Genomic DNA, 25,940 nt, shown 5'->3' with positions numbered 1-25,940 from the left:
TACTGTAGGTTGGGTTCAACGGTAGTGCAACCAAAAAAAAATCAGATATCGTGTTGTTTTTATCCTGCGAATAACCGCCCTAAAAATTTTCAACCCAAGCTACTAAATGTAAAATCTTGCTTTAAATTTAGTAATAATTGAGCGATTCCACCTGATAATTGTAAGCTGACTACTGATAACTAAGTGCCAATTTGTAATGAAACCATACCAGAAAATTAAAATCCAAGAATGTCACGAACCACTAATCCCAATTCCCTTAGAAAAATTTGCCACTGAATCACCCCATCCCTATCAAAAATTAGGCGCACCTTATCATTTATCTGCAGCAAATTCACCTTATTTTTTACGTCAAAAAGTATTAGATAGTTTGATAGCAGCTCAAACAAAACTACAACAAAAATATCCCAATTGGCACATCCAAATATTTGATGCTTATCGCCCCATTGCTGTACAACAATTTATGGTAGATTACACTTTTGTAGAAACAGTAAAAGCTGAAGGTTTAACATTAGATAGTCCGGAGTTGACAGAAGCAAAACGTCAAGAAATTTTAGAGTTAGTTTATCAGTTTTGGGCTGCTCCTAGTCTAAACCCCGCTACCCCACCACCTCATAGTACGGGTGCTGCTGTGGATGTAACTTTAGTGGATGCTAATGGCAAAACTGTTGATATGGGTTCTCCTATTGATGAGTTGTCTCCCCGCTCTTACCCGAATCATTTTTTGGGGAGTAAAAATGAGGAAGCTCAGAAATATCATCAACATCGACAGTTATTGGCAGAAGTAATGTTATCGGTGGGGTTTCAGCAACATCAACAGGAATGGTGGCATTTTTCTCTGGGCGACCAAATGTGGGCTTGGTTGACAAGTAAAGAGAATGGTGAAAGTGAGGTTGTGGCACGGTATGGGCGAGTAAATTGAAACAGTTATAGTAGAGGAAAGAAGGAAGAAGGAAAAATCTTGTATTGTCTGAGTTTTAAGCTTTTGATCTGTCCGCGCCCTTTGCTTGGACTGCTATATCAGTTAGCCTCCTGGGTTGAAACTGTGTTAACAGGCGTTATGGTGTAGAATTCAAACCTGCCACCAAGGTATATCACTAACTTTAAAAATATAGTTGGGATTTTAAAGCCAATGTTAAAAATATCAACTTTTAATTGATGATTGATTAATGATAAATTAAAGACTAATATTTACTCGCGCTTAAAACAACCGTGAAATTTTTTATCCCCTAGTTAAAAATGGGGGTTTTCAAATTCTTTAACTTTTCTGGTTAATTAAAAAAAATCTAAAATTATCATAAGCTGTAACATTTTGATAGTGAGAAGTTACAGCTTATATAAAAGTCTTTTCAGAAAAATAACTTGTTTATGAGTTTTGAAAATCAAATATTATCTCCGCTTCGATAGAATAAATTATCGACCTAGCTCGCTCCACAAAGAAGCTGGATGGGGGATAACATTAGATTCAACTTGAGGGCTTTGTTCAGATGATTGAGTTAGATAAACACGGGTTGCACTATAACTAACAATGAACATAGAAAAAGCTACCAAGAATGTTACCACAACTCGATCTAAACCAGATATATTATCTAAATTCTGAGAGTTTTGAGAGTTCATAGAGCTAAGTCTCCTCAATTACTTACTTTCTCAGTATCTCAGATATTTCTGTATTAACAGATACTTTTAATAAAAATTTATCTTTATGGTTCTGGGAATTGACCAATTTGTAGGGACAAGACAACTTGCTCGGTCAAAGATACTGGAAGGTCTGCGTTATGGGAAATGATTCCGTGACCAACTCCAGTTATTAGTCCTAAGATGGCTGGCAATACTAAAGAAGCGAAGTTATTCATTGATGATTACTAGGAAAATTGCTGCCATAGTATCTCAATTTCACTATGTTTAATTCTGTAACAAAGTTTACTTTTTAATTGATTTTTGTTAAGCAGTCTAGTACAATTTTCCAATCAGACAAATCTCAGGAATTCTGAGTCCCTAAATTAAACCTAAATAATTAATCTAATAGACATCTGGTGAAAAAGATATAGATTTTTTGCAGGAATAGGCAACAGCTCATCTGGCAACAGGCAACAGGTAAGATATTTTTACGCGCGAAGGCACGAAAAAGGATTTTTTAGGGTTAATTTTTTGTATCCTTAGCCTGCTCTAATTAAGCAGTTTGGAGCGCCACAAAAAATAATTATAACTCTTACACAAGCTGATTTTTTACATCACAACAAAACTCAAAAAGAATAACTCAAAAAGAATTAGCTCAAGAATGGCAAAAGACAATTAGTTCAAAGATGAGTGCAGGAATAAGGGAAAAAGACCCTATATTTTATACTGAAGAACAATTGAATGACTTCAAAAAAAGTATATTTTTTATGTTAGTAACATTAGTTCTGAGCTTTGATGTATTTTGGCTACAAAGAATTTGTAAAATTTTCTACCTCAATATTAGAAATCAATTAAAAATTTTAGAAAAGTCGATAAATCTCGATCAATAATTTGCCCAAATAGAAGACTTAAAAACTATTGTATCTCAACTCAACTCAGAGACAAATCAACAACAAAATCCTTTAATTACTGACTCCAAAAATACGAACTCAAATATCATCCTCAACTCAGCAATAGCCAATCAAATATTACTGAGTATTCAGCTAAAATTAATTTTACAAATCATACCAAAAATTTCTTTGAGACAACAAAACTTTCTCAAGCAAGAACTAAACATCATAATTTTCATCTGACGCTTACTAAGATGGGTACTCGTGTTTATTTGGGGTTCTAGGCATTTTGAGGGTATTGACGTAATTCCCTTATCTAGACTGACTCTTCCATAAAATGTGTAAGTCCCATTAGGACATAGACTGATCGTAAACCTCAGACAGGAAAATGTTTTTTCTCCTATTCCTTATTCCCTGCTATAGCATTGATTATAATTACTTTAACATCAACAAAATTTTGGAGTAGAAGCTGCAATGAAAAGACTCAAAGTAATCTTTTTGGGAATTTATATTTGGGTAGGGATACTGCTGATGCAACCTTATTTAAAAGCTAATTCTACCTCGCCAGAAAATTTTTCTACCTTTACAGAATGGTGTTTAAATCAAACAAATATTTCTCCCACTTCTCAATATACAGTTAAAATTCTATTGCAAAAAGCCAGAACGAATGACTGTATTGAAGCAGACAAAAAACTTTCTAGTCTTTCTGCCCTCTCCCTGAATAATAATTATATTATAAATATTGCTCCTATATCCAGCCTTAAAAATCTCACTAAACTATCCCTAAATGCTAATCAAATTCAAGAATTATCTCCCCTATCTAACCTTCATCAATTAACTCATTTATTTCTCGATAGTAATAAAATTGAAGATATTTATGACTTGTCTGAATTAACTAATTTAACTTATCTAGAACTCAACGATAATAGAATAAAAAATATATCTCCTCTATCTAGTTTAACTAAATTAACTAATCTGAGCCTAATTTTTAATCAAATTGAAAATGTATCTTCTCTATCCAATTTAACAACATTAACTGAACTAAATATCGGAGTTAATCGCGTTACAAATATTAAACCTCTAGCTAATTTAACCAATTTAACTCACCTATATCTTAACGATAATCAGCTCAGAAAAATTGCGCCCTTATCTAACTTAACTAACCTTACTAATTTGTATTTATATCGCAATCAAATTAGTGACATTTCTTCTCTTTCTAACCTCACTAATCTAACTTATCTTAATCTGAGTGATAATTACATTACTGAAGTTTCCAATCTTTCTAGTTTAAGGAATCTGAAAATTCTGATCCTGGTGTTCAATCAAATTACAAAAATTGATTCTTTATCAACTTTGACTAACCTTAATTTACTAGATTTAAGTCGCAACAAAATAACAGATATTAATTCCCTCTCAACTTTAATTAAATTAGATGTACTGAATTTGCGAAATAACCCAGTTGCCAGAATTTGCCCCCTCCAACCAGAATCAATTTGTCGCTTCTAATAGAAGAAGGAAGAGGCAACAGGCAACAGGCAAGAGGGAAAAATCTTACGTTTCAAGTTTTTTTTGATTTTTTGAACTACTACTTGCAGAGTAAAATTATTAGCTGATTTTCGATCTAACGCCTGTATTTAGGGTTTGCTGAAAAAGTCCTTTAGTAGGGGGTAGGAGACAACCCACCCCCAACCCCTCCCAGGAAGGGAAGACAGGAGACAACCCACTCCTAACCCCTCCCAGGAGGGGAGAAATGGGAATGAGCGAGGAGGTAGGAGCTAAGTTTTGTCCCAAGATTGTTCTGCCCAACTATGCGCCTAAAATACTAACTTTTTGAGCCTTTTAGACTGAAACAGGCGCACTTTTTTCGTTCCCAAAAAGGTTAAAATCTTTATATGTCAATGCTTTTATATTTAATCAGCAAGCCCTATTTAAGAGCTTAAAAATAGAGTATAGTTTGGCTTTTAACTGCCAATTTAAAGTATAAACTCCTGAATTGACTAAAAAAATCAAGATATATAATTGGTTAAAGATTACCCTTATATCATGTCCGGTAGCATCGTTTGTGTATAGAATTAGGTTGAAATTGCGGGAAACCCTTCTGCATCCTGCCTCCTGCCTCCTGCCTTACCTCCTCCAAAGTGTAAGTATTCAACCGGACATGATATTAGATATGAGGAATAATTATGTGACCAACCTGTATAAATAAGCGATACCTTTAAAAGGTATCGCTAAAATCCTTGACTTGCAAGGTTTTTGCTTTTATCAAAATTAAAAATAACTTATTATCTTAATAATAAAAGCGTTTATTATTACAACGCAACTCGACTGTCGCCCATCGGTCCAATATTAATTCGCCAGAGCGCGATCGCGTGCCTGCTTCAGCCGTTCTGCTAAAACCCGCACTTGAGGTTCCCGGATAATCGAGAAATGTTCTCCAGGAATCTCGTGGATTTCAATTTCTCCCCCAACATAATCTCGCCAACCTAAAGTCCGATCACCCCCTATATCTATTAGCTGCTCGCTGGCATTAAACAGTACAATATTACCTGGATAAGGTCGCGCTTCATAGTTATAAGACGCAATAGCCGTGGCTTGAAAAACTTCAAACAAATTTTCCAAATCCTCAACTCTCACTTCCTCCGGCAATAGATCAAACATCTTAGCTCGTTCGAGGACATACCCCAATCGCTCCTCTGGTATCAGTTGTTGTAGTTCCTCACAGGATACGAGAACTTCTTTCCCCCAAGGAGCGCTCATTTCTTCAGCAAATAATCTGAGATAAAAAATATCGGGACTTAGCATTCTTCCTGGCGTGCTATCAATCAGAAGCCTGTGGTGTTCGGGAGCAGAAGCTTCTATTAGCGCTAGCAATGCCAGGGTATCCCCTTGTTGGTGTAACTGTTGTGCCATTTCTAAAGCTAAATGACCACCCACGCAAAAACCAACCAAGTAGTAAGGACCGCGAGGTTGAATAGTTTTAATTGCTTTTAGGTGGTGAGTGGCGAGTTCCTTGAGAGTAGTAAAAGGCGATCGCTCTCCATTGAGACCAGGCGCTTGCAAACCATAAATCGGTTGTTCGCTCCCCAGATTGCGGGCTAAATCTAGATAAAATAAGACTGTGCCGCTGCTGGGAGGGACTAAGAATAGAGGCGGTAAATCTCCATTGGGCTGAATCGCAACTAGGGGTGAGGTTGACCCAGAATCTTCGCCGGATCGCAGAGAAATGGCGAGCTGCTCAATAGTCGGACTTTGCAAAAGTGGTGCCAAAGAGAGATTTTTGCCTAACTGTTGTTGCACCCGAGCAATTAAGGCAATCGCTAACAAAGAATGACCGCCGATGTCAAAGAAATTATCTCGGATGCCTATGGGAGAAACTTCCAAAACATCAGACCAGATTTGTGTCAGTTGCAATTCTAGGGTATCCCGGGGTGCAATAAAATTGGCATCGCTACCGCTGCTAGTCCCCTTTGGTGCGGGGAGCGCCCGCCGGTCAATTTTACCGTTGGGAGTTAGGGGTAGGGAGTCTAGCATCACAAAAGCCGAAGGCATCATATAGTCCGGCAGCTTTTCCTTGAGAAAAGCACGCAGTTTTGGAGTTAGTTTCTGCATTTGCTTCCCATACAAGGGGTTATTGACAAAGTCGCTACAATTTTTCTGGGAAGATGGAGAAAAAGATTGATTGGGAACTACATAAGCCACCAGGCGCTTGTTACTCGGTTGGTCTCCGAGAAGTATAACTACAGCTTGCTGCACTTCTAGGTGTTTCGCCAGTAGCGCCTCGATTTCTCCTGGTTCGATCCGGAAGCCGCGAATTTTTACCTGGTTGTCGATGCGACTGAGAAGTTCGATGTTGCCGTCCGGGAGATAGCGTGCCTGATCTCCGGTTTTGTACAGACGGTTCCCCTCCTGGGAGGGGTTAGGGGTGGGTTCTGCCTTATTGCCACCGAAGTGTAAGTATTCTACCGGATTTGGTATAAAAGGATTAGCAATAAACTTTTTTGCACTTAACTCCGGACGGTTGAGATAGTCTCTGGCTAAACCGATGCCACCGATATGCAGTTCTCCTGGTACGCCGATGGGAACCGGTTGGAGATGATCGTCGAGAATATAGAGAAGAGCGTTGGCAAAGGGTTTACCGATAGGAACTGGGGACTCAAGGGGTCGCTCGAGCTTGGTGCTTTCAAAATAGCAACTGTCAATGGTTGCTTCGCTGACTCCATAAGAATTCACTAACCGAGTTCCCGAACCGCAGAATTGGCGAAATCGTTGGTATTCTTGCACAGACCAGCTATCGGAACCGATCGCCAATACCTTCATGAAATCTAGGTTTTGCTCGGTGTTCTCCAAATACTCGATTAAGTTTCTCATTACCGCTGGCACAAATTCTGCGTAATTGACTTGCTCTTGGAGCATCAATTGATACAGCTTTTCTGGCTCTAACAAAAAGTCCCTCGGACAGAGAACTAATTTGGCTCCCGAGCAAAGGGCGCGAACCCAATCTCCCGTAAAGACATCAAAGGAGAAACTCGCCATTTGCAGATGGCTGCTCTGGGGACGTAGCTGGTAAGCTTGCTCCCAGGAACGATAGGCATTTACCAAACTTTTATGCTCGATTTCCACCCCTTTTGGCTTTCCGGTAGAACCTGAAGTGTAGATGACGTAAGCTAAAGAAGCTGGTTGGGTACGAAGGGCAAGATTTTCCGCGCTATACTGAGAAATGACCGGCCAATCTTTATCCAAGAAAACAACCCGTCCCTTGCTTTCTGGGAGTCGAACCACTGACTTTTCGGAAGCTAACAGCAAAGTTACTCCCGAATCTTCTAGCAAATAAGCCAGGCGATCGCGCGGATAGCTAGGGTCTAAGGGTAAATACGCCCCACCTGCCTTGAGAATGCCCAACAATCCCACCAGCATTTTAACCGAGCGCTCTATGCAAATCCCCACTATTACCTCTGGACCTACTCCCAGAGATTGCAAATAATAGGCCAATTGATTTGCCTTAGCGTTCAGATCCCGATAGGTAATTTGTTCGTTCCCAAAAACTACCGCGATATTGTCTGATCTCCGTTTTACCTGCTCTGCAAACAACTGATGAATGCACTTATCTTGGGGAGCATCTGTCTGAGTATTGTTCCAGGACACCAACAATTGATGTTGTTCCTCTGACCTCAGGATTGGTAAAAACGCAACGCGCTGTTGTGGATTGGCGACAATCGATTCTAGCAAGCATTCTAAATGTCTCGCCCAGCGGCGAATAGTTTTGGCATCAAATAGGTCGGCACTATATTCCCAGATGAAATGGAGAGATTTGTCAAGTTCCTCAATTGCCAAACTCAGATCAAATACGGAACCCTGTTGGTGTACGGCTAAGTATGGCTCGATAGACAGTGCTTTCTCACCTGCTGGGAGTTCGGGGTTCTCCGGTTTGTACCAGCGATGCTTGCGCCAAGTGAAATCGACTTGAATTAGAGGGTGTCGGTTAGCATCTCGACAAGGGTTGAGTCGTTTTACTAATAAGTATGGGTGAGGGTAGGAGACAACCCACCCCTAACCCCTCCCAGGAGGGGAAGACAGGAGAAATGGGTCGGGAGAAATGGGTCGGGAGAAATGGGTCGGGAGCAAGGAGGTAGGAGTAACAATTGTCAATTTGGGATTTTTCTGCCCAACTATGCGCCTAAAATATTAACTTTTTGAGCATCAATAGCTGAAAATCAGGCACTTTTTCAAGGCCCCAAAAAGGCACTTACCTTTATCTGTAAATACTTTTAGATTTAATCAGCAAGCCCTAATTAATAATTAAATAATTCTGGTTTCAAGCCTCCCCTTTCAAGGGGAAAAATTGGTCGTTAGCGTAGCTTCCCGCAGGGTGGGATGGCGAGGTCTCGGAGCCATATCCAATCGACCAAGAGAAAAGAAATAATATCATGTCCGCTGGTATCGTTTGTGTAAACCCAAGAGTGAATATCTCCAGGAAATTTAAGTTTTTTCTTGCTCTTAAGTATTCCTGCCTGTTGCCAGATGAGCTGTTGCCTGTTGCCTACCTTTGCTATACAAGACCGATGCTACCAGACATAATATAATATTTCCTTACATTCAATTCCGTAACGGTTTTAACCAGAGGTAATTATCCATTAATGAATTATCCATTATCCATTAATGAACTTCCTATTCCCTACTCAAATATTGAATTAAATAATCAGCTATTTTCTCACTACCACCAGGTCTACCCATCCTTTGAATACCATTACGAATACAAGCTTCTAAATATTCCTTATCTGCCAAAGTTTCTTTTACTTTTTGAGCTGCTTCTTGCAGAATAAAATTATTAGCTGGTTGTTTACCAATAACCTGTACTGAACAACCTAAAAGTCTGGTTTGAGCTTCCGCAAACCGATAAGTAAATGAAGGACCTTCACCGGGGATAGTAATGACAGGTTTTCCTAATCCTACTGCTTGTTCAATTGCAGTTCCTGCCATCCCAATTACCAAATTTGATTGTTGTAAAATATCGGCAAAAGCATCCTCGTAAAAAATTACTTCTATTGAATATTCCTCAGTTAAAAACGTCAACTTACCTGCTTGATATTGCCAATTTTCAGAAGTAGCGACTGCCTCTAGTTCAGACATTAAAATAGGAACAGCAGCTACTCGAAACTGACAAACATTTTCTCCCATAAATTTGACAATTTCTCTGACCAATTTAAGTAGCAATGATAAATTTCTGCCAGCCTCCGGTAAACGAGAACCAGGTAAAATACCAATAGTAAATAATCCTGGTTTAAGCTGTAAATCTTTTCCTGTAGAAATTAAATTATCCATCACAGGCGTACCGACAAATTCTGCCTTTTTAATTCCTTGTCGGTTTAAATCTGTTGCAGTCAAAGCATCTCTAACAAAAACTTTTAAACATCTAGAATTATTCAGTAATTTTGGCAATATTAAACCCAAATTAATTCGATCTTCATAATAACTAGAATCAGCCGAAAGAAACACCACATAAGGCAACTTGGTCCAATAAGCGATCGCTGCGACTACAATATCTCCAGTAGCCATAACTAAATCACAGTTTTTTGCAAATTGCCAAACTGTTTGTAACTGTCGCCAAGTTAAACTAATTAATCCCTGTCCCAAGTCTTTAAATAATAATAAAGGGTTTAGATAAAAAAAACCCCCTGATGGCATATTTGATGTAGGGCCAATAATTGGTATTCCTAAATTTTTATAACTATTACCAGCACCAACAATAGGCATAGCTGATATAGTTGTATCTGAACAAATTTTTGTAAAAGCTTTAATAATTTGACAATTATGTGTATCTTCTCCGTGACCATTACTTAAAAACAGTATATTTTTTGTTTTCATAATTATTATTGAGACAAATATAAATTTTTTAAGTTTTCCAATTGTCAAAATTAAAGATAAGAAGGAATAATATCATGTCAGGTTGAATACTTAATAAATAACAACGGAGGAGTCAGGAGTCAGGTAGAATATCCGTCGGATTGGCGACGTACAGGAGTCAGGAGGAAATAAAGAAGTAAAAGAATAAGAAAGTTTTTTATCACTAATTAAGCAGACATGATATAACGTCAATTTAAAAATATATTTCAACCCCTGTTATCAAAAAAATAAAGTTAAAAGAAAATCACCTTATATCACTTTATTTATCAAACTTAAAATTGTTAGAAGTAGTACTTATAATTTTCATATTTTCAAATTATGGCACATTCAATCAATATACAACCTAATTCTTATGAATTACCTTCAGAAGAAGAATCTCATGTTGACTATTATTATGACGATCCAGAAGATTTACCTGGAACTCTCAATTTAGAACCTGATGCTCCACCACCAGAGATGGCTCTGATAGATTATACAAAAAATATAGCTACCAGGATCAAAATAGCAAACCCAGAAATTTGTATTCCCTACCTCAAATCAGATTCAATTTCTTGGATTAATGTACTTGGTTTAGGCAATAAAACATCTTGGCAACAGATGGCAAAAGTATTTCAAATACATCCTCTGAGTGTTGGAGATATTGTTAATATACCACAAAGACCTAAAGTTATACATGACAAAAATCAACTCATAATTATTACCTGGATGGTAAGAATAAAATCAGATTCAGAATCATTTGAAAAAGAGCAAGTCAGTATTATTTTAGGAGAAAAACATTTAATCACAGTCCAAGAAAATCCTGAATATGATTGTCTGAAACCTGTACGAGAAAGAATCAAAAATAATCAAGGAATTATTCGGAAACAAAAAGTAGATTATTTAGCTTATTCTCTAGTAGATACAATCATTGATGGATTTTTTCCTGTATTAGAAGAATATGGAGAAAGGATAGAGATATTAGAAGATGAAGTAGTATTTAAACCAGACCGTCATACCATGCAAAAAATCTATAAACTGAGGCGAGAATTATTAACACTACGTCGAGCTATTTGGTCATCAAGAGAAGCAATTAATATTCTGATTCGAGATGGTAGTAATTTAATCAATCCTGATGTATTGGTTTATTTTAGAGACTGTTATGAACATACAATTCAACTCAGAGATATAGTAGAAACTTACAGAGATTTAGCTTCTGATTTAATGGATATTTATTTGTCCTCTGTCAATAATAAAATGAATGAAGTAATGAAGCTACTAACTGTTATTTCATCAATTTTTATTCCTTTAACTTTTATCGCCGGAATTTATGGGATGAATTTTGACCCAGCAGATTCTCCTTGGAATATGCCAGAATTAGATTGGTATTATGGTTATCCTCTTTGCTTAGTCATAATGTTTTCTACTGCTATTAGTTTGATTTACTTCTTTTGGCGAAGAGGATGGTTTGAAAATCTTCCAACTACTATCGAAGCAGAAGATTAGGATAGATTAAGTAAGCATTTCCTACGGAATGCTGCGCAAACAGCGGTCAGCTATCAGCTATGAGCTATGAGTTATTAACTCATTATTTTGACAGGAATAATTAGTCTAGAAGAAGAATGAAAAGTTATTAATGAAATTGGTCATTAGCGAACCTTAGTCGTTGCTTGAATATGTTCAATAGCTGAATGCTCACGACATTAAAGTCTATATTAGGTACTTCAAAATGTAGCATTAAAAATCAGAATTCAGGATTCAGGAGTCAGGATAAAATACAAAGTCTTAACTCACCAATAAGCAACTTTTTAGTGTCCCTAATAAATTATTTTAATAGATACCTTATAGTCGCAAAATAGTAGTTATTTAGAAAAAAAATACATTTATACATTAATACTGGATGATATTAAATTTCAGATAGATGATTAATAACAATTTGATAAATGTTTGTTACATAAGGTAGAAGTAAGAAAGAAGGAAGAAGCGGTGCGACTCCGCGTCGGCGGCAAACGCAAGGGAATGCACACCAAGAGAGGAAAAAGGGGTATATATTGAAAAAAAGGGAAAAATGATAGATATAACTATCTAAAATGAACTAGATCGGCTATTTTTAAGCAGATCTGATCGACATCTACCTTTTTCTAGCATTCTTTTTTTAAACTTGTATAATAGACATCTCCAATAATAAAAAATAAAATCAATTATCGCACTCTTATTAATCAATTATTTCCCCCTACTCCCTACTCCCCACTCCCTATTAATTGTTTCTATACTGATCATCAAAATTATCCTGGGTAAAAAATTAACAATAGGTTATTTATTTGCTAATATGTAAATATAGGGGTAAAGTAGGCGAGGCAGTTGCGGACTCAATATCTTGGGTCTGAGGAAAGTCCGGGCTCCCAAAAGACCAAGCTTGCTGGATAACGCCCAGTGCGAGCGATCGTGAGGATAGTGCCACAGAAAAATACCGCCATAGAGATCAGATATTATTCAAGTCTCTGAGGTAAGGGTGCAAAGGTGCGGTAAGAGCGCACCAGCAGTATCGTGAGGTACTGGCTAGGTAAACCCCGGCGGGGAGCAAGGTCGGAGGGGCAATGGTTGGTCTTTTTCCAGCTCCATTGTCAAGTTTACCGCTAGAGGTGTCTGGTAACAGGCATCCCAGATAGATAATTGCCCTCTTAGCTGGTTTCAGTTAAGGGAACAGAACCCGGCTTACTCCCTACTTTTTCCTTATTTTTTATCCCAAAGCAATTAATAATTAATACTTATAAAAAATAATGAAAAAAAATGCCTGAATATTTAGCTGATAAAACTCCATCAACAGAACAATTAAATACATGGATTGAATATTTTCATACTAATGGTTTTTTAGTTATTCCCAATGTATTAACACCTGAAAGAAGAAGCAGATGAAAGATTGAAGCGAATTTTGGGATTTTTGCCTCACGGTGCTTATGGTTAATCATAGAATTTACTCGGTATTTTCCTTACTATTAAGTTTTTTAGGCTTGAGAAATAATCACTACCTTAATATGTAGGTTGAGTAATGTGGAATAGGGGCAATACAGGAACAGGAAAAAGATTGAAAAATACTCCCCTCTTTTTAAGATTAGAATCAGAAGATTCATTCCTTTAGACCGCTATGTTAGCCAGCACTAACTTTTGCATTCTGTGAAGCTTCCAAGATATGCTGGCTTTTCCTATCACCTAATCTTTCCATCTATACCTCCTCAGTGGAAAACCACAAACTTTTTCATTTTATGAAGCTCCAAAAAAGTCAGCGCGTCAAATGATTTTTGGCTGCATTCTCACAATTTTTGTGATATTATAAAAAGTATAAGGGATCGTTCGCCCATACGCATGACTTTTTATTCAACTAAATTTCCTTGCTCAGAGGCGATAGAACATCCGTTCCGCTTTGCGATCGAGTATTCAGGAATTTTCCCCAGAAGCAATACCAGAAATATCTTCATCTTCTGTAGCTTCCTTTCCTATAAACATAAAAACTAGGATTTAAATAAAAAATTTACAATAGTTTTGACTACTCTCCTGGCTGAAGCTCAGGAGATTCTAATAAGGTTGTTTCAGCACTGGCATTAGCCGAGTCCTTCGGCATTTTTATCTTATTAACTGACCACAGTCTCATCCTGTGGGGCGAAGTCAAAATCGCCCTAGACACTCCACTCAGGTCTAAGCCTAGTGTCATGCTTATTGTTCCAAAACCCAAGAGGTTTATTTGCTTTGATAATTGATATTTGCTTGTTATACCAACGATTCATTGATTTAATCTGCTGGCCATCAACAATAAAACTTGTACCAACGTTGGAAACGCAAGTTAACCAATAGAGTTGTCGCTAAATAGATAGAAAAAATCGCTCAAATTAAGACACAGTAGTAATTCCATACGTTTTGCACTGGAAATTGCTAAAATCCTTACATGATAAGGGTTTAGCAGTTTTTTATAGTTATAAAGCGACAAGTCTAATTATTTAAACCAGAGTCAACACCTAATACATTCTGGGAATTAAAATTGACTTTTGCTACTTGTTTTTCATAAATAAATTCCAAATAAAAGCATTGATTGCGAGGTAGTATTCTTAACTGTTTGATGTCGGCAAAATTCAGATTACTTGGCATAAGAATATTAAAGCTATCTAGTCCAAACCACCTCTTACCGAATAATTAAGGTTTAAAGCCTATCCTTTAAAGTAGAAACAAGAAAAAATTTTCCTTTGAGTCAATTTTCTTCTTTTCCAGGAGAGGTAATTGTTAATTATTAATTATTAATTATTAATTGTTGAAAAGTATTTCCTAATGATACTCTAATTAAATTGTTCCTCAGCTTAAGTGCCTGCTTAGGATAACTGACTGTTGCTAATCCACTTTTTTTCCTATAGTTAGGTATTCTCGGCTTGTCTGCTATTTTTCCAGTTTGATAAGCTTTAACTAATCCATAATAAGATTTAAAAGATTCTGCTACAGTTGTTAATATTTGTTGTGCAGCTTGAGAATGTAAAATTCTATAGTGGTTATTGGTTTTATATTCTTTTTATAGGTAAAATTTACCGAGAGCTTTTTGAGCTTTAAAATACAATTGTCTAGCATAATAAATCCCCATATTAGTTAATTTGTGAGCTTGTTCACAGAGAAACTTTAATATGTTGATTAATTCTTTGTATTGATTAACTAGGATTTGTTGACAACCGTACATATAATAACTCTTAGAGATGAAAAAGATTGTATCATAGAACAAGAAGGATTTATCCCTCTAGTCTGAACGATTTACTCGTTTTCATCCCTCGGCTGAAGCACAAGGACTTTCAACGAAAGCTGTTCGGTAAACATCAAAATTAAGCAATGCAAATAGCAGAAAAACCAACTTCACAAACTCCAGAACAACCTCTTATTATTGCTGATAAAAAATTTAGTTCCCGTCTAATGACAGGTACAGGCAAGTATCTCAGCATAGAAAAAATGCAGCAAAGTATAGAAGCTAGTGGATGTGAAATAGTAACTGTGGCAGTACGACGGGTACAAACTCAAGCTCCTGGCCATGAAGGTTTGGCAGAAGCTATAGACTGGACAAAAATCTGGATGTTGCCAAATACCGCAGGTTGTCAAACTGCTGAAGATGCTGTGAGAGTTGCCAGACTGGGACGAGAAATGGCTAAATTATTGGGTCAAGAAGATAATAATTTTGTCAAGCTCGAAGTTATTCCCGATCCTAAGTATTTACTCCCAGACCCTATCGGTACATTACAAGCAGCAGAACAATTAATTAAAGAGGGTTTTGCTGTTTTACCTTACATTAATGCTGACCCACTACTAGCCAAAAGACTTGAAGAAGCTGGTTGTGTCACAGTTATGCCCCTGGGTTCTCCTATAGGTTCTGGCCAGGGAATACAAAATGCTGCTAATATTCAAATAATAATTGACAATATTAAGGTTCCCGTGGTATTAGATGCAGGAATTGGTACTCCCAGTGAAGCAACTCAAGCAATGGAAATGGGAGCAGATGCCTTACTAATTAATTCAGCGATCGCTCTAGCTAAAAATCCATCAGTGATGGCCAAAGCAATGGGAATGGCGACAGAAGCGGGACGTTTGGCCTATTTAGCAGGAAGGATACCCAAAAAAGATTATGCGATCGCCTCTTCACCATTGACTGGAAGGATTAATTCGGCTCAAAGCTAGTAATAATTTCCTATATTCACCAAATTTATGTTAAGCTAGGTAAACATAAAAAAAAAATAAAGGATCTAATCATGCCATATACAACAGAAGAAGGTGGACGTCTAAATAATTTTGCTGCAGAGCCAAAAATGTATCAAGCGGACGCTCCAGATCAAAAACAACAAATGAACTATTTAGTTTTAGGAACTCTAGGAGCTGTATTAGTAGGTAGTTTAGTATTTGTTGCTTTTTCTGTTTCTGCTTAAACTTTAAGTAAAAATTATTTAAAGACTCAACCAGGTTCTTGAATTTTCAAGAGTCTGGTTTTCATAGTTATAGAACCCATTTGGGTTCTATTAAGCATCTCCTCAAAAATAGGGAGTAGGGAGTACGGACTTTGCATGCAACCTCCGTACAGAGTAGGGGGAAATAATTGATTAATAAGAGTGCAATAATTGAATTTATTTTTGATTGTTGGAGATATCTATATTATGTAATTAAATATCAATATCCTAACTTATTATCCAAAAAACCCTACCTTTGCAAAGATATCAAATGGCTTCTATAGAATTAATACCAAATTCATTTTTCAGTTACATAGAATAATATATCGATCGGAGTAGACGGTAAACGGAGACATATAAGTCAATAAATTTCATAATTCTGTGCAGTTGTACATAAAATTAGAAAAATATTTTTTTTGCTTTGATTTATCCATTAATCACCTCGAATCAATAGAAACTTTAAATTTAAACGCTATTTATTACCTTCTTCTTTCATACCTAATAATCTCTGATTATTTATAGGAATATGATTTTAGTTCTGAGAGATTGGAGACTTTTAGAGAACACTTAACTAGGAACAGTGAAGAAGAAAAAAATGAATATGTATGAATTAAGATAAATGCTATATTCTATACTTTAAAGAAATACCTCAATTATCGCATCTGATTCGGTGATTGCTATATATTTATAATTATATAATTAGGGTTTGCTGAAAAAGTATTTTAGTAGGGGTAGGAGACAGGAGAAATGGATCGGGAGCGAGGAAGTAGGAGCGGGCATTTTGTCCCAAGATTGTTCTGCGCAACTATGCGCCTAAAATACGCTCCATGCATGAGCGTGAAGAGCTGAAACAGGCGCACTTTTTTCGTTCCCAAAAAGGCACTTGTCTTTATATGTAAATGCTTTTATATTTAATCAGCAAGCCCTAATTAATACCAAATTCACTTTTAAGTTCCATAGAATAATATATTAATTAGAATTAAGTGTAATTCTATATAGACAAGTTAATAAATTTCATGATTCTGTGTCACCTCACATAAAATTGGTATAACATCTACCACCTAACACCTACCACCTACCACCTAAAACCTACCCCCCTAATAGAACTGTGATAGACATTGGGTCAACAACAATTTCTCAATTGAACTGGCAAATCTATCAACGCTTAAAACAAGCTCTATCATTAAATCTACGTCGCCAAATTTTTATAGCTGTATGTGATAATCAACAACTAAGAAATAACCTAGTTGAAAACTTAGAAGTAGATTTAACCAATACTATCGACTACACAGAAAAAACGCCAAATAATCATAAAAATCTTTTATTTGTTACTCTCAACTTAAATCTAAATAATCCTAATCCAGTAACTCAAATTAATCAATGGTTTACCGAAAATCCTGAATATCAAAAAACACAAAAATATCAAATATTAGGATTTCAAATTATTGGAGTAGAAAGCTTAACCAAACAACCTTCAACAGTTCAATGGTCATTTATTAGTAATCTCAAAAAAATAGAAACAAATCTATCTACCCTAGAATCCAGTATATTACTTTGGATTAACCGACCTTGGCTCAATAGTATCAAACAGTCCGCCCCAGAATTTTGGCATTGGCACACAGGAATATTTGAATTTGAAGGAGACCCCACACCTATAGCTCCTAGAAAAAATAAATCATCATTGCCAAATCAACAAAACTCTAAATCTTTCTTATCTCCAAAAATTAGCCTACCTTCTATCAATACTGTAAGACCATTAATGGCATTAGAACAAAAGTCTTACACTACTATTGATGTTGAATCAAAAAATCTGACAGTTCATCTTCTCCCCCCCGCTCCACAAAAATTACCAGAGTTGCCCATTGGCATTGACCAAGAACAGGAGAATACGCCACTGCCACAGTGGGAATTAGTTGAACTAGCAAATTTAGTATGGTCAAAAATTTCTAGAAAGTCTGGTGAAGAAAAAACATCCCTAGAAAAACAACAGTTTCAAATTCTCAAACAGATTCAAGATTTAAACAAGTCCAAATATCCATCTCCAGAACTAGCCATAGCTTACCAAGCTTTAGGGGACTTTCATCGCGATCGCGTCTTAGCAGGTGAAGTATCAGAACAAAGTTTAATTATTGCCATTCGTGCTTATGAAATGGTAATTGAGTGGACATTTCAAGATACAGGAAATAAGAGCCAATTTTCTCCATCCCAAATTCCTGTTCTTGATATTTTTAACGATCTTGCCACTCTTTACTGGATGTTATCTCGTCAAATCAAATCTAGTAAGTCTGATTCATTAGTTTATTTAGAGCGAAGCATTATTTTATATCAAATGGCTATAGGTGAGATTAACCCATCTCAGAAAGAGACTTATGCCAGATTACAAAAAAACTTAGGTCTAGCTTACGGAGATTTAGCTAATTATCAAGAAGCAGAAAAGAATTGGGAAAAATCAGTTATGGCCTATCAAGAAGCAATCTTGTACTTAGATACAGTAACTCATACTCAAGATTATGCTTCGACATTAAATAATTTAGGTGCAGCTTATTGGAATTTGGCTCAATATACTCAAGCAGTGGCTCACTTGCAAGGGGCAATTTCAGCTTATACTAAAGCTATTGATTACTTTACCCCAGAAATTGAACCTCTAAATTATGCAATGATTCAAAATAACTTGGGCATAGCTTATTGGAATTTAGCTCAATTTCAACAAGAGCTATCAGAAACTTTGATGTTAAAAGCTGTTGATGCTTATTTAGAAGCTTTAAAATATCGAACCCCAGAAATTGCTCCCCTTGCTTATGCTGCGACAAAAAATAACTTAGGTACTACTTATTGGCACTTGGCCAACCAATTTGAAAAACATCAAATACGGAATCAATTTTTTCATCAAGCGATCGCTGCTTATTCCCAGGCTGTTAGTATAGCTCAACATTTTTCTCCTTCTCAGCTTACCTTTGATTTATTGGCCACCTATAATAATATTGGACTTGCTTATTATCAAATAGCCATAGAAGCCAACATTAAATTAGACAAAGACAGTCAAATGAGTAATTTAGAATCAGCTTTGGATTATCACTTACTGGCTTATACTGGTGAGCAACAAACTAACATTAATAATGAAGTAGTACAAGGAAAAGAAACTACTGTGAATTATATTGTCAGGACTATCCGTAAATTTTATAACAAGTATGGAATACAAGGGCAAAATGTAGCTCTTACCAAGATTCCTAGAGATTTGTTACCTAAAATTTTAAGTATGTTGTAGTAAAAAAATAAAAATTATAGGTTATAGTGTTATTGCTGCAGAGAGATGAAATCTACGAATTAGTCGATTGTTGTTATAACTCAGACTGAGTCTTAGTTTCAGTAAGTTACTGTCGCTATGATATAATAGTCTAGGTAAGTTTGGTTGTAGGTATAAGTAGTTTCCTTGTGCTATTTAAAGGACTATCAAAGACCCGTTTGAGTAAATCAATTAACGATGCTGGATGGGGTCAATTTCTGTTGATTTTGACTGTCAAAGCCGAAAATGCTGGACAGAAAACTATAGTTGTGAATCCTCAAAATACTAGCCAAGATTTCTCAAATTGTGGGGAAAAAGTCGATAAAAAATTAAAAATACGAACTCATTCTTACCCACATTGCGGTATTGTTAGACCGCGACTTAAATGTGGCAATAAATATAAAAAATAGGGCGGCAGGGCATTCCGTTCTTAAAGCACGCGCTTGCCCGATGCAATGGCAGGGCAGCGAAACGAGAAGCCCAAACTATAGCCCCAGCTTAGTTTGGGAGTATGTCACCTAAACCGTGGAGAAGCCTCACACCATAATTTTCAATTTGATGTGAAATGAATCGGCGGTAAGCATAAAATCTGATCGCGAAGCTAGGCGCGTAGTTTTTCGATCTGCAAAAAGGGCGGCGGGGCATCCCGTCCTTAAAGCTCGTGGAGTCCGATGCAATAGCAGGACTGTGAAGCGAGAGAGCTTACACTATACCGAATGGTTAGTGTGGGAGTATGTCACTTATATCGTACTTAGTTTATCCTGATATTTATGTCATGGCCCCTGTAAAGATCCTTGCGGTTGATGACGACCCAGCCATCCGAACTTTAATTCATCGGTATTTGAGCCAACAAAACTATCAAGTAGAGTCTGCTGGAGATGGTAAAACAGCTATAGAATTATTCAATAAATTTTCACCAGACCTAGTAGTATTAGATGTAAACTTACCTGATACCACAGGGTTTCAACTTTGCAAAAAAATGCAAAGTAATACAAATGTATTTGTGCTAATGCTAACCAGTCTTGCAGATGAGGATAGTAAATTACACGGTTTTAAAGAGGGTGCAGATGATTACATCACAAAACCTTTTGGTTTAGTAGAATTAGGCGCTCGTGTCGGAGCCATATTAAAACGTCAGAGATTAGTTTCCAACTCACAACCAGAGGGTATTCAATTAGGAAACCTGACTATTGACCCTCAGAGTAGAGAGGTGAAAGTAGATGGAGAATTAATTGCTTTGACGGCCTTGGAATTTGATATATTACACTGCCTAGCAGGAAAACCTGGCCGTGCTTGGAAACGGTCTGATTTAATCCAAGAAGTCTGGGATTATGAATATATGGGAGATGAGCGAGTCGTTGACGTGCATATTGGCCAAATACGCAAAAAGCTAGAGAATAATAAAGAAAATCCTCCAAGGATAAAAACGGTTAGAGGTATTGGCTATAAGCTTGATGTTTGATTTTGATAATCATACATAACATTAAGCTCAAGAAAAAGCTCAATTTGAACATAATATTGCCAAAAAAAATTAAGTGAATTGAGAATTTTGTAAGGGTTAACGGCCGTTAACCCCTACCATGATTTTTGATTGTGGGTAAGTCCCGATTAAATATCAACGCAAAGCATAAGTTTTTCAAACTTACCTTCACCTAGTTACCATTACATTCCAGCGATGCCTATTTTTTCTACGGGTTTGATATAACTCCTAACTTCTAACTTCTAACTTTTGACTTTTGACTTGTAAACCTTGATAAATCTTAGTAGCTACTTCTGTCCCACTGCGAACACAATCTCCCAAAGCTATACCACCAGTATAATTACTGCACAGATATAGACCAGGCAAAGATTTTAAGCTATTATTAATTTGCTCCAATCTAGGATTATGGCCTAAATTATATTGAGGAATAGCACGAGACCATAAATGCACCGCGAGAACTTTTGGTTGTTCGGCATCCTGTTTTAACAGAGTTTGGCAAAGATCTTGATGTACCTGTTGTACGATCGCTTCACTATCTAAATTCGCAATTTCCGGGTCTGTTGCACCCCCAATAAAATTAGTAAAAATTTGCCATCCTGGAGGAGTCCTACCAGAAAATAAAGTAGAAGACCAAATAGTACCAAGAGTCCGGATACCTTGACCTCTAGGAATCAAATTACCAAAGCCATCTATCTTAACCTTGATAGAAGTATCAGGATATGCCAAGACTACACAGGCAACAGTAGGATAATAAAACTCATTAAATATAGAAGCAATTTCAGGTTGCAAAGTTTTGAATAACTCTGCACAAACACGAGCAGGAGTAGAAAGAGAAATAGTACGAGTTTCTATTTGCTCAGTACCATTGGGAGTAGAAAATTCTGCTATATAAGTTTGTTGTTCAGTGCGGCGAATACCAGTAAGATGCCAATTTAATTTAACTGTTTCTCCTAAAGAAGAAGCGATCGCTTTTGGTAATGCCTCCAAACCACCTCGAAAAGAACCCAATTCGCCAGTTTTAGTCTTAGGAATATTAGGATCGGGAGCAACCTTGAACTTACGATTTTTTTTGGCAGACAACAAAGCACCAGCGACAAGTCCACCACCTAAGTCAGCCATTCGAGCCACTTTAGCAAAAGCCGCATTAGCACTCAGTTGACCAGGATCTCCTGCATAAACACCAGAAACAAAAGGTTCCACCAGTCGCTGCATCACTTCAGCACCAAGATGTCTCTGGAAAAATTGGGATACAGTTTCCTCTCCACCTTGCTCTGACAGATCGCCAATAGCAGGCGAAACAAAGCCCAGAGCGCCAACTAAAGCGCGTAACTTACCAGCATTACTCAGTAACTTAGACTGTAGCATAGCTTTTGGACTCATAGGTACTGGCAATAATTGACCATTCCAATAAACATAGCGAGGCAGTTTGCGATCGGCAAAGATTAAATCCTGTTTGAGGCCAACATCTACAGCCAATTTTAAAAAATCCGGTGTGGGAGAAAAACTATTAGGTCCTTCTTCCCAAAGAAAGTCTCCTAAAGAAACTGTTGTGATATTTCCCCCTACTCGATTTTGGCTTTCAGCAACTAAAATCTTTAAGGGTGAATTATTACCTAATTTTGTCAGTGCATGGGCTAAACTTAACCCACTAATACCAGCGCCAACAACTAAGACATCTAAAACTTCAGTCATTTTTTCCTAAAAATTTAGTTCTACTATAGTTTCAAGTTTTAGTATTTCACCATAGCTTTGTCATTTAAACTACTTTAGTTTCAAAGTGTGATACTTTTAGCTCAATTCTGATTTAACTAAGGTAGTGGGAAAATGTTTCAGACTTGCATTAGTTGAAAATAGTACAAACTTATTTCATCTTCCTACTAATCTACCTCCCTATTACCTTCGTATTTCAAAATTATTCTCCGTATCGAACTTTAAAATAACCCTACTATAAAGCAGAGCTTAAGCCATATAACAATTTAGTAATTTAGAATACATTAGTATCAGCAGCAAAGAGAGGTTCAATATATGCACCACTAAATGCTGCTTATATCATGATGTTGGAAAAGAGTTTCTAGGTAAACTCTAGCAGCTTGCCGATAACAAAGAGATGTTTCTGGTGTACCACTATCTCCATTTTGTAACAGGAATAGTGACAAAGCTGCTGAAAATACACGGTCTTGATCCCAGTCAGGGTGGGTTTCTAAGTAGGTTTTAAGAGATTCATGGAGTGCTTCAGGAATTTCGGCCAAAATACTAACGCTTAAGTTCATGTTTAAGTAAGATTCTCTGTATATTTTTTCTTCTTCATAGTCCCTAGTTATGGCCACAAACCACTGACTTTGAACTACTAATGTCGCACTATTGTGTACTAAGGGGGGGTATGGTTGTCAATGTAGAGAAATGTTACAGCAGACTTTCAATAAATAAAAGATTTACGAAATAATCGGTGTTTCGGGGAACTTTTTGTAATAAAACTTTATAAAAATCGACTAATATGAAGCTGTTTACTACCCACTGAACAAAATCCCCAATTCATTTGCAAGAGTATGATGATGTCGTTGAAATCTGTGGAAAAACCTGTTTAATCTGTGGAAAACATTGAACTTGCTTGTGGAAATGCTGTGGAATCTATGTGGAAAATTATGGTAAAAAATAAGAATTCTGAACTCTTTGCTAAAGTCAAATTTCAAAAGTCAAAAGTCATATAGCGCTACGCGCAAGGCAACAGGCAACAGGCAACAGGCAATAGGCAATAGGCAATAGGACAATACAAAAGGGTTTCAGCTTTTATTCATGTCCTAACCTTTATGCGTAACGCTATATCGCCAGTTTTTCCCTTTTGCCCTCTGGTATAGCAGAAGGAAGAAGGAAGAAGGAAAAATCTTGCGTTGTCTGAGTTTTAAGCAATTGAGATGTCAAATACAGTAGACCTCTAGCAAAAGTGTTAATTAAATCAATTCAAGACTATGAAATCAACAATTTTATCTCCCTATTCCCTACTCCCTATTGCCTATTCCCTATTCCCTGACTTCTACAAGAAGTCTTTTGAGAGTGCCATTTTTCTGCTTTTAGATGAATGTTTTCTAATTCCTCAGAGTCTATTTTATCTAAGTTAGCCAAAACAAAGTTCATACGACCCTGGGATTTAAGTTTATCCCGATGTCTGGCCAGAAAATCCCAATAAAAATAATTAAATGGACAAGCTGGTGAATTATTGCCCTTGTCTTGAGGTGATGTAACTCGAACTTTCCAGTCGTAAACACAATCTTTACAATAATCGCTCATTTTGTTGATGTAATTTGCAGAAGCAGCATAAGGTTTTGATGCCAGAATACCTCCATCAGCAAATAATCCCATTCCCAGAACATTAGTTTGCATGACCCAATCATAAGCATCAATAAATGCTGCATGAAACCAATTTTCTACTTCTTGAGGAGAAATACCAGAAATTAAAGCAAAATTACTTAATACCATTAAACGTTGAATATGATGAGCATAACCTGTATTTTGTACTTGAATTAGAACTTGATGTAAACAATTCATATCTGTTTTATTGGCATCCCAGAAAAACTCTGGAAGTGGTTGATTATGGTTAAACCAATTAGACTGGGAATATTCATGATCCATGAGAAGATAAACACCCCGCATATATTCTCGCCAACCTAAAATTTGCCGAATAAAACCTTCCACACTATTTAGTTTTAATTGTTGATTTTGATCAGCTAACTCTACTTTTTTAATTACTTCTAAAGGATGTAGCAAACCAAGATTAATATAGGGAGAAAGTAGAGAATGCCATAAGGTTTCTTCCCCTGTTACCATAGCATCTTGATAATCACCAAAATTAGGCAAACTATTTTGAATAAAATTGTCTAGTACTTGCAGTGCTTGTTGACGAGTTACCGCCCAACGAAAAGGCTCTATTTCTCCATATTTAGTAAAATTCAAGTCTTTAACTTGATTAATAACTTCTCTAGTAATTTCATCTGGTTGAAACCATAAAGTTTGTGGTGTATTTAATTTGCCTTTGGGATATTTGCGGTTTTCTTTGTCAAAATTCCATTTTTCTCCTACAGGTTTATTTTGATTCATTAAAATTTTTAAACGTTTACGTCCTTCTCGATAAAAATATTCCATTAATAAGCGTTTTCTCTTTCTAACCCATTCCTTAAATTCTGTTTCATGCCAAATAAACAAGTTATTAGGAATTATTGTAAGATCGCAGGGGATTTGGAGATTTTTAATGACTTCAAGAAAAGGTTTATCATTGGGTTTCATTACCCGTAGTTCAGTAATTTGATTAGTTTCGATCCAGTGTTTAAGTGGTGTTTCAAAATCTGTGGATACTGTGTGTGTAACTTGCCAACCTGCTTGACGCAACTCAACGGCAAAATGACGCATAGCTGACCAAATTAAGACCAATTTTTGCTGATGGTATGGTCGAACTTGGATATGTTCTAAGGATTCAATCATAATCACAAAAATGTTATCTTTTTCAGTGCAACTTTGAAGAGCTGCTTGATTAATATTGATTTGGTCTCCTAAGACCCAGATTCCTATATTCATAAATAGGGGGTTGCACATTATGGAATGATATTACCAAAAATTAGTTTAGACTTTAACTAAAAAAAACTATTAATTAGTCATTCTAGCAATTATCAAATCCAAAATCCTGTTCATCAAAAATATAAAATCATTCGTCACTGTGCAACGCCATAAATAGAGTTCGTTGAATTTGAAATTTTTAGAGATGTTTTTCACTAAATTCAAGATTATGACTATAAAATATATTTATTGAACAATTCATCAAAATACTTGTGATGATAAATAAATTTCATTGACGAGGAATTTAAAGTTAAAAAAAATGATTTGTTTCAGAGTATAAGATTAACTATCAAAAACAAATCTACAAAAAATAAATTAAAAGTGTATCCATAGAGGTGACAGAACCAATCTTATTTAGTACATATTTACATCATTATTTATTTTTCTTTTATTCTTCGTTATTTAATTCTTAGCTTTACTATTGTGGTATTGTTTTTTTGAATTGGTATAATATGGCAGTCACTAAAGATATCTTTTATCATTTTCTTTGTGGGTTTAATACCCCACCGTCTACACGGTGTTCAAAATTACTTGGGGTTAGAATCCCCATGTAATTTTCCTCCTGTCTCCTGTCTCCTGTCTCCTTCTTCAGATGAAAATAAGCAGAACTACATATAAAAAAATCTATGAACAATATCTAGCATATATAATTTGAAATGTAAGTAGTTATGCGATTAAAGTTAATTTGTATTAATGGCAAAATCTCAAATTTTTTTTAGTTTAGAACTTTT

At 36.3% G+C, this 25,940-nt stretch carries 18 protein-coding genes and 1 other RNA gene; 10 read left to right on the top strand and 9 right to left on the bottom strand.

Features of this window, described 5'->3' with window-relative positions:
* Positions 1-196 precede the first annotated feature (196 nt).
* Positions 197-919, top strand: coding sequence for a M15 family metallopeptidase (locus F6K06_RS06470; protein ID WP_124145106.1), 723 nt, complete (start codon positions 197-199; stop codon positions 917-919).
* A 491-nt stretch (positions 920-1,410) separates the two neighbouring features.
* Here the strand turns inward: F6K06_RS06470 and F6K06_RS06465 are convergent, their stop codons facing one another.
* Positions 1,411-1,614: a hypothetical protein gene (locus tag F6K06_RS06465; protein WP_287240216.1), complete on the bottom strand. Its 204-nt coding sequence runs from the start codon at positions 1,612-1,614 to the stop codon at positions 1,411-1,413.
* 83 nt (positions 1,615-1,697) lie between these two features.
* Entirely contained in the window at positions 1,698-1,850 is a 153-nt protein-coding gene (locus F6K06_RS06460; protein ID WP_287240218.1) for a hypothetical protein, read from the bottom strand.
* A gap of 1,128 nt (positions 1,851-2,978) precedes the next feature.
* Between F6K06_RS06460 and F6K06_RS06455 the strand changes: the two genes are divergently transcribed.
* Positions 2,979-4,010, top strand: coding sequence for a leucine-rich repeat domain-containing protein (locus F6K06_RS06455; protein WP_287240221.1), 1,032 nt, complete (start codon positions 2,979-2,981; stop codon positions 4,008-4,010).
* 840 nt (positions 4,011-4,850) lie between these two features.
* On the opposite strand, the gene F6K06_RS06450 is transcribed toward F6K06_RS06455, so the two are convergent.
* Both F6K06_RS06450 and F6K06_RS06445 read right to left on the bottom strand, forming a co-directional pair.
* The gene (locus tag F6K06_RS06450) at positions 4,851-7,970 is read right to left on the bottom strand and encodes an amino acid adenylation domain-containing protein (RefSeq protein WP_287323203.1); all 3,120 of its coding nucleotides are present in this window, start codon (positions 7,968-7,970) and stop codon (positions 4,851-4,853) included.
* A gap of 699 nt (positions 7,971-8,669) precedes the next feature.
* Entirely contained in the window at positions 8,670-9,866 is a 1,197-nt protein-coding gene (locus F6K06_RS06445) for a lipid-A-disaccharide synthase-related protein (protein ID WP_124145783.1), read from the bottom strand.
* A 357-nt stretch (positions 9,867-10,223) separates the two neighbouring features.
* Between F6K06_RS06445 and corA the strand changes: the two genes are divergently transcribed.
* From corA to F6K06_RS06430, 3 genes are all read left to right on the top strand, one after another.
* On the top strand, positions 10,224-11,387 hold the full coding sequence (gene corA, locus F6K06_RS06440) for a magnesium/cobalt transporter CorA (RefSeq protein ID WP_287240225.1): 1,164 nt from the start codon (positions 10,224-10,226) through the stop codon (positions 11,385-11,387).
* An 838-nt stretch (positions 11,388-12,225) separates the two neighbouring features.
* An RNA gene (rnpB, locus tag F6K06_RS06435) (RNase P RNA component class A) lies at positions 12,226-12,615 on the top strand.
* A 56-nt stretch (positions 12,616-12,671) separates the two neighbouring features.
* Positions 12,672-12,797 carry a hypothetical protein gene (locus F6K06_RS06430; RefSeq protein WP_287240227.1) on the top strand — a complete coding sequence of 42 codons (126 nt, stop codon included), beginning with the start codon at positions 12,672-12,674 and terminating at the stop codon, positions 12,795-12,797.
* A gap of 1,068 nt (positions 12,798-13,865) precedes the next feature.
* Here F6K06_RS06430 and F6K06_RS06420 read toward each other — a convergent pair.
* Positions 13,866-14,021, bottom strand: a complete 156-nt coding sequence (locus F6K06_RS06420) for a hypothetical protein (protein WP_287240229.1) — start codon at positions 14,019-14,021, stop codon at positions 13,866-13,868.
* A 720-nt stretch (positions 14,022-14,741) separates the two neighbouring features.
* Between F6K06_RS06420 and F6K06_RS06415 the strand changes: the two genes are divergently transcribed.
* The 5 genes from F6K06_RS06415 (at position 14,742) to F6K06_RS06395 (ending at position 20,586) form a co-directional block, all read left to right on the top strand.
* On the top strand, positions 14,742-15,578 hold the full coding sequence (locus F6K06_RS06415) for a thiazole synthase (RefSeq protein WP_287240232.1): 837 nt from the start codon (positions 14,742-14,744) through the stop codon (positions 15,576-15,578).
* A gap of 71 nt (positions 15,579-15,649) precedes the next feature.
* The gene (psb34, locus tag F6K06_RS06410) at positions 15,650-15,823 is read left to right on the top strand and encodes a photosystem II assembly protein Psb34 (protein WP_124145780.1); all 174 of its coding nucleotides are present in this window, start codon (positions 15,650-15,652) and stop codon (positions 15,821-15,823) included.
* Positions 15,824-16,982: 1,159 nt separating this feature from the next.
* Positions 16,983-19,106 (top strand): tetratricopeptide repeat protein, encoded by a 2,124-nt coding sequence (locus tag F6K06_RS06405; protein ID WP_124145779.1) that lies wholly within the window; start codon positions 16,983-16,985, stop codon positions 19,104-19,106.
* 197 nt (positions 19,107-19,303) lie between these two features.
* Positions 19,304-19,534: a zinc ribbon domain-containing protein gene (locus F6K06_RS33795; protein WP_338043210.1), complete on the top strand. Its 231-nt coding sequence runs from the start codon at positions 19,304-19,306 to the stop codon at positions 19,532-19,534.
* A 365-nt stretch (positions 19,535-19,899) separates the two neighbouring features.
* Positions 19,900-20,586: a response regulator transcription factor gene (locus tag F6K06_RS06395; RefSeq protein WP_124145786.1), complete on the top strand. Its 687-nt coding sequence runs from the start codon at positions 19,900-19,902 to the stop codon at positions 20,584-20,586.
* A 246-nt stretch (positions 20,587-20,832) separates the two neighbouring features.
* Here the strand turns inward: F6K06_RS06395 and hemG are convergent, their stop codons facing one another.
* From hemG to F6K06_RS06375, 4 genes are all read right to left on the bottom strand, one after another.
* On the bottom strand, positions 20,833-22,296 hold the full coding sequence (gene hemG / locus F6K06_RS06390) for a protoporphyrinogen oxidase (protein ID WP_287240237.1): 1,464 nt from the start codon (positions 22,294-22,296) through the stop codon (positions 20,833-20,835).
* 341 nt (positions 22,297-22,637) lie between these two features.
* Positions 22,638-22,874, bottom strand: coding sequence for a DUF2811 domain-containing protein (locus tag F6K06_RS06385; RefSeq protein WP_124155209.1), 237 nt, complete (start codon positions 22,872-22,874; stop codon positions 22,638-22,640).
* 733 nt (positions 22,875-23,607) lie between these two features.
* Positions 23,608-25,170, bottom strand: coding sequence for a cryptochrome/photolyase family protein (locus F6K06_RS06380; RefSeq protein WP_287240239.1), 1,563 nt, complete (start codon positions 25,168-25,170; stop codon positions 23,608-23,610).
* 517 nt (positions 25,171-25,687) lie between these two features.
* On the bottom strand, positions 25,688-25,843 hold the full coding sequence (locus tag F6K06_RS06375; RefSeq protein ID WP_287240243.1) for a hypothetical protein: 156 nt from the start codon (positions 25,841-25,843) through the stop codon (positions 25,688-25,690).
* Between the last annotated feature and the right edge of the window lie 97 nt (positions 25,844-25,940).

The organism is Okeania sp. SIO1H4 (assembly GCF_010672695.1).
Classification (GTDB): domain Bacteria; phylum Cyanobacteriota; class Cyanobacteriia; order Cyanobacteriales; family Microcoleaceae; genus Okeania; species Okeania hirsuta.
This window is presented reverse-complemented; position numbering and strand designations above follow the sequence as displayed.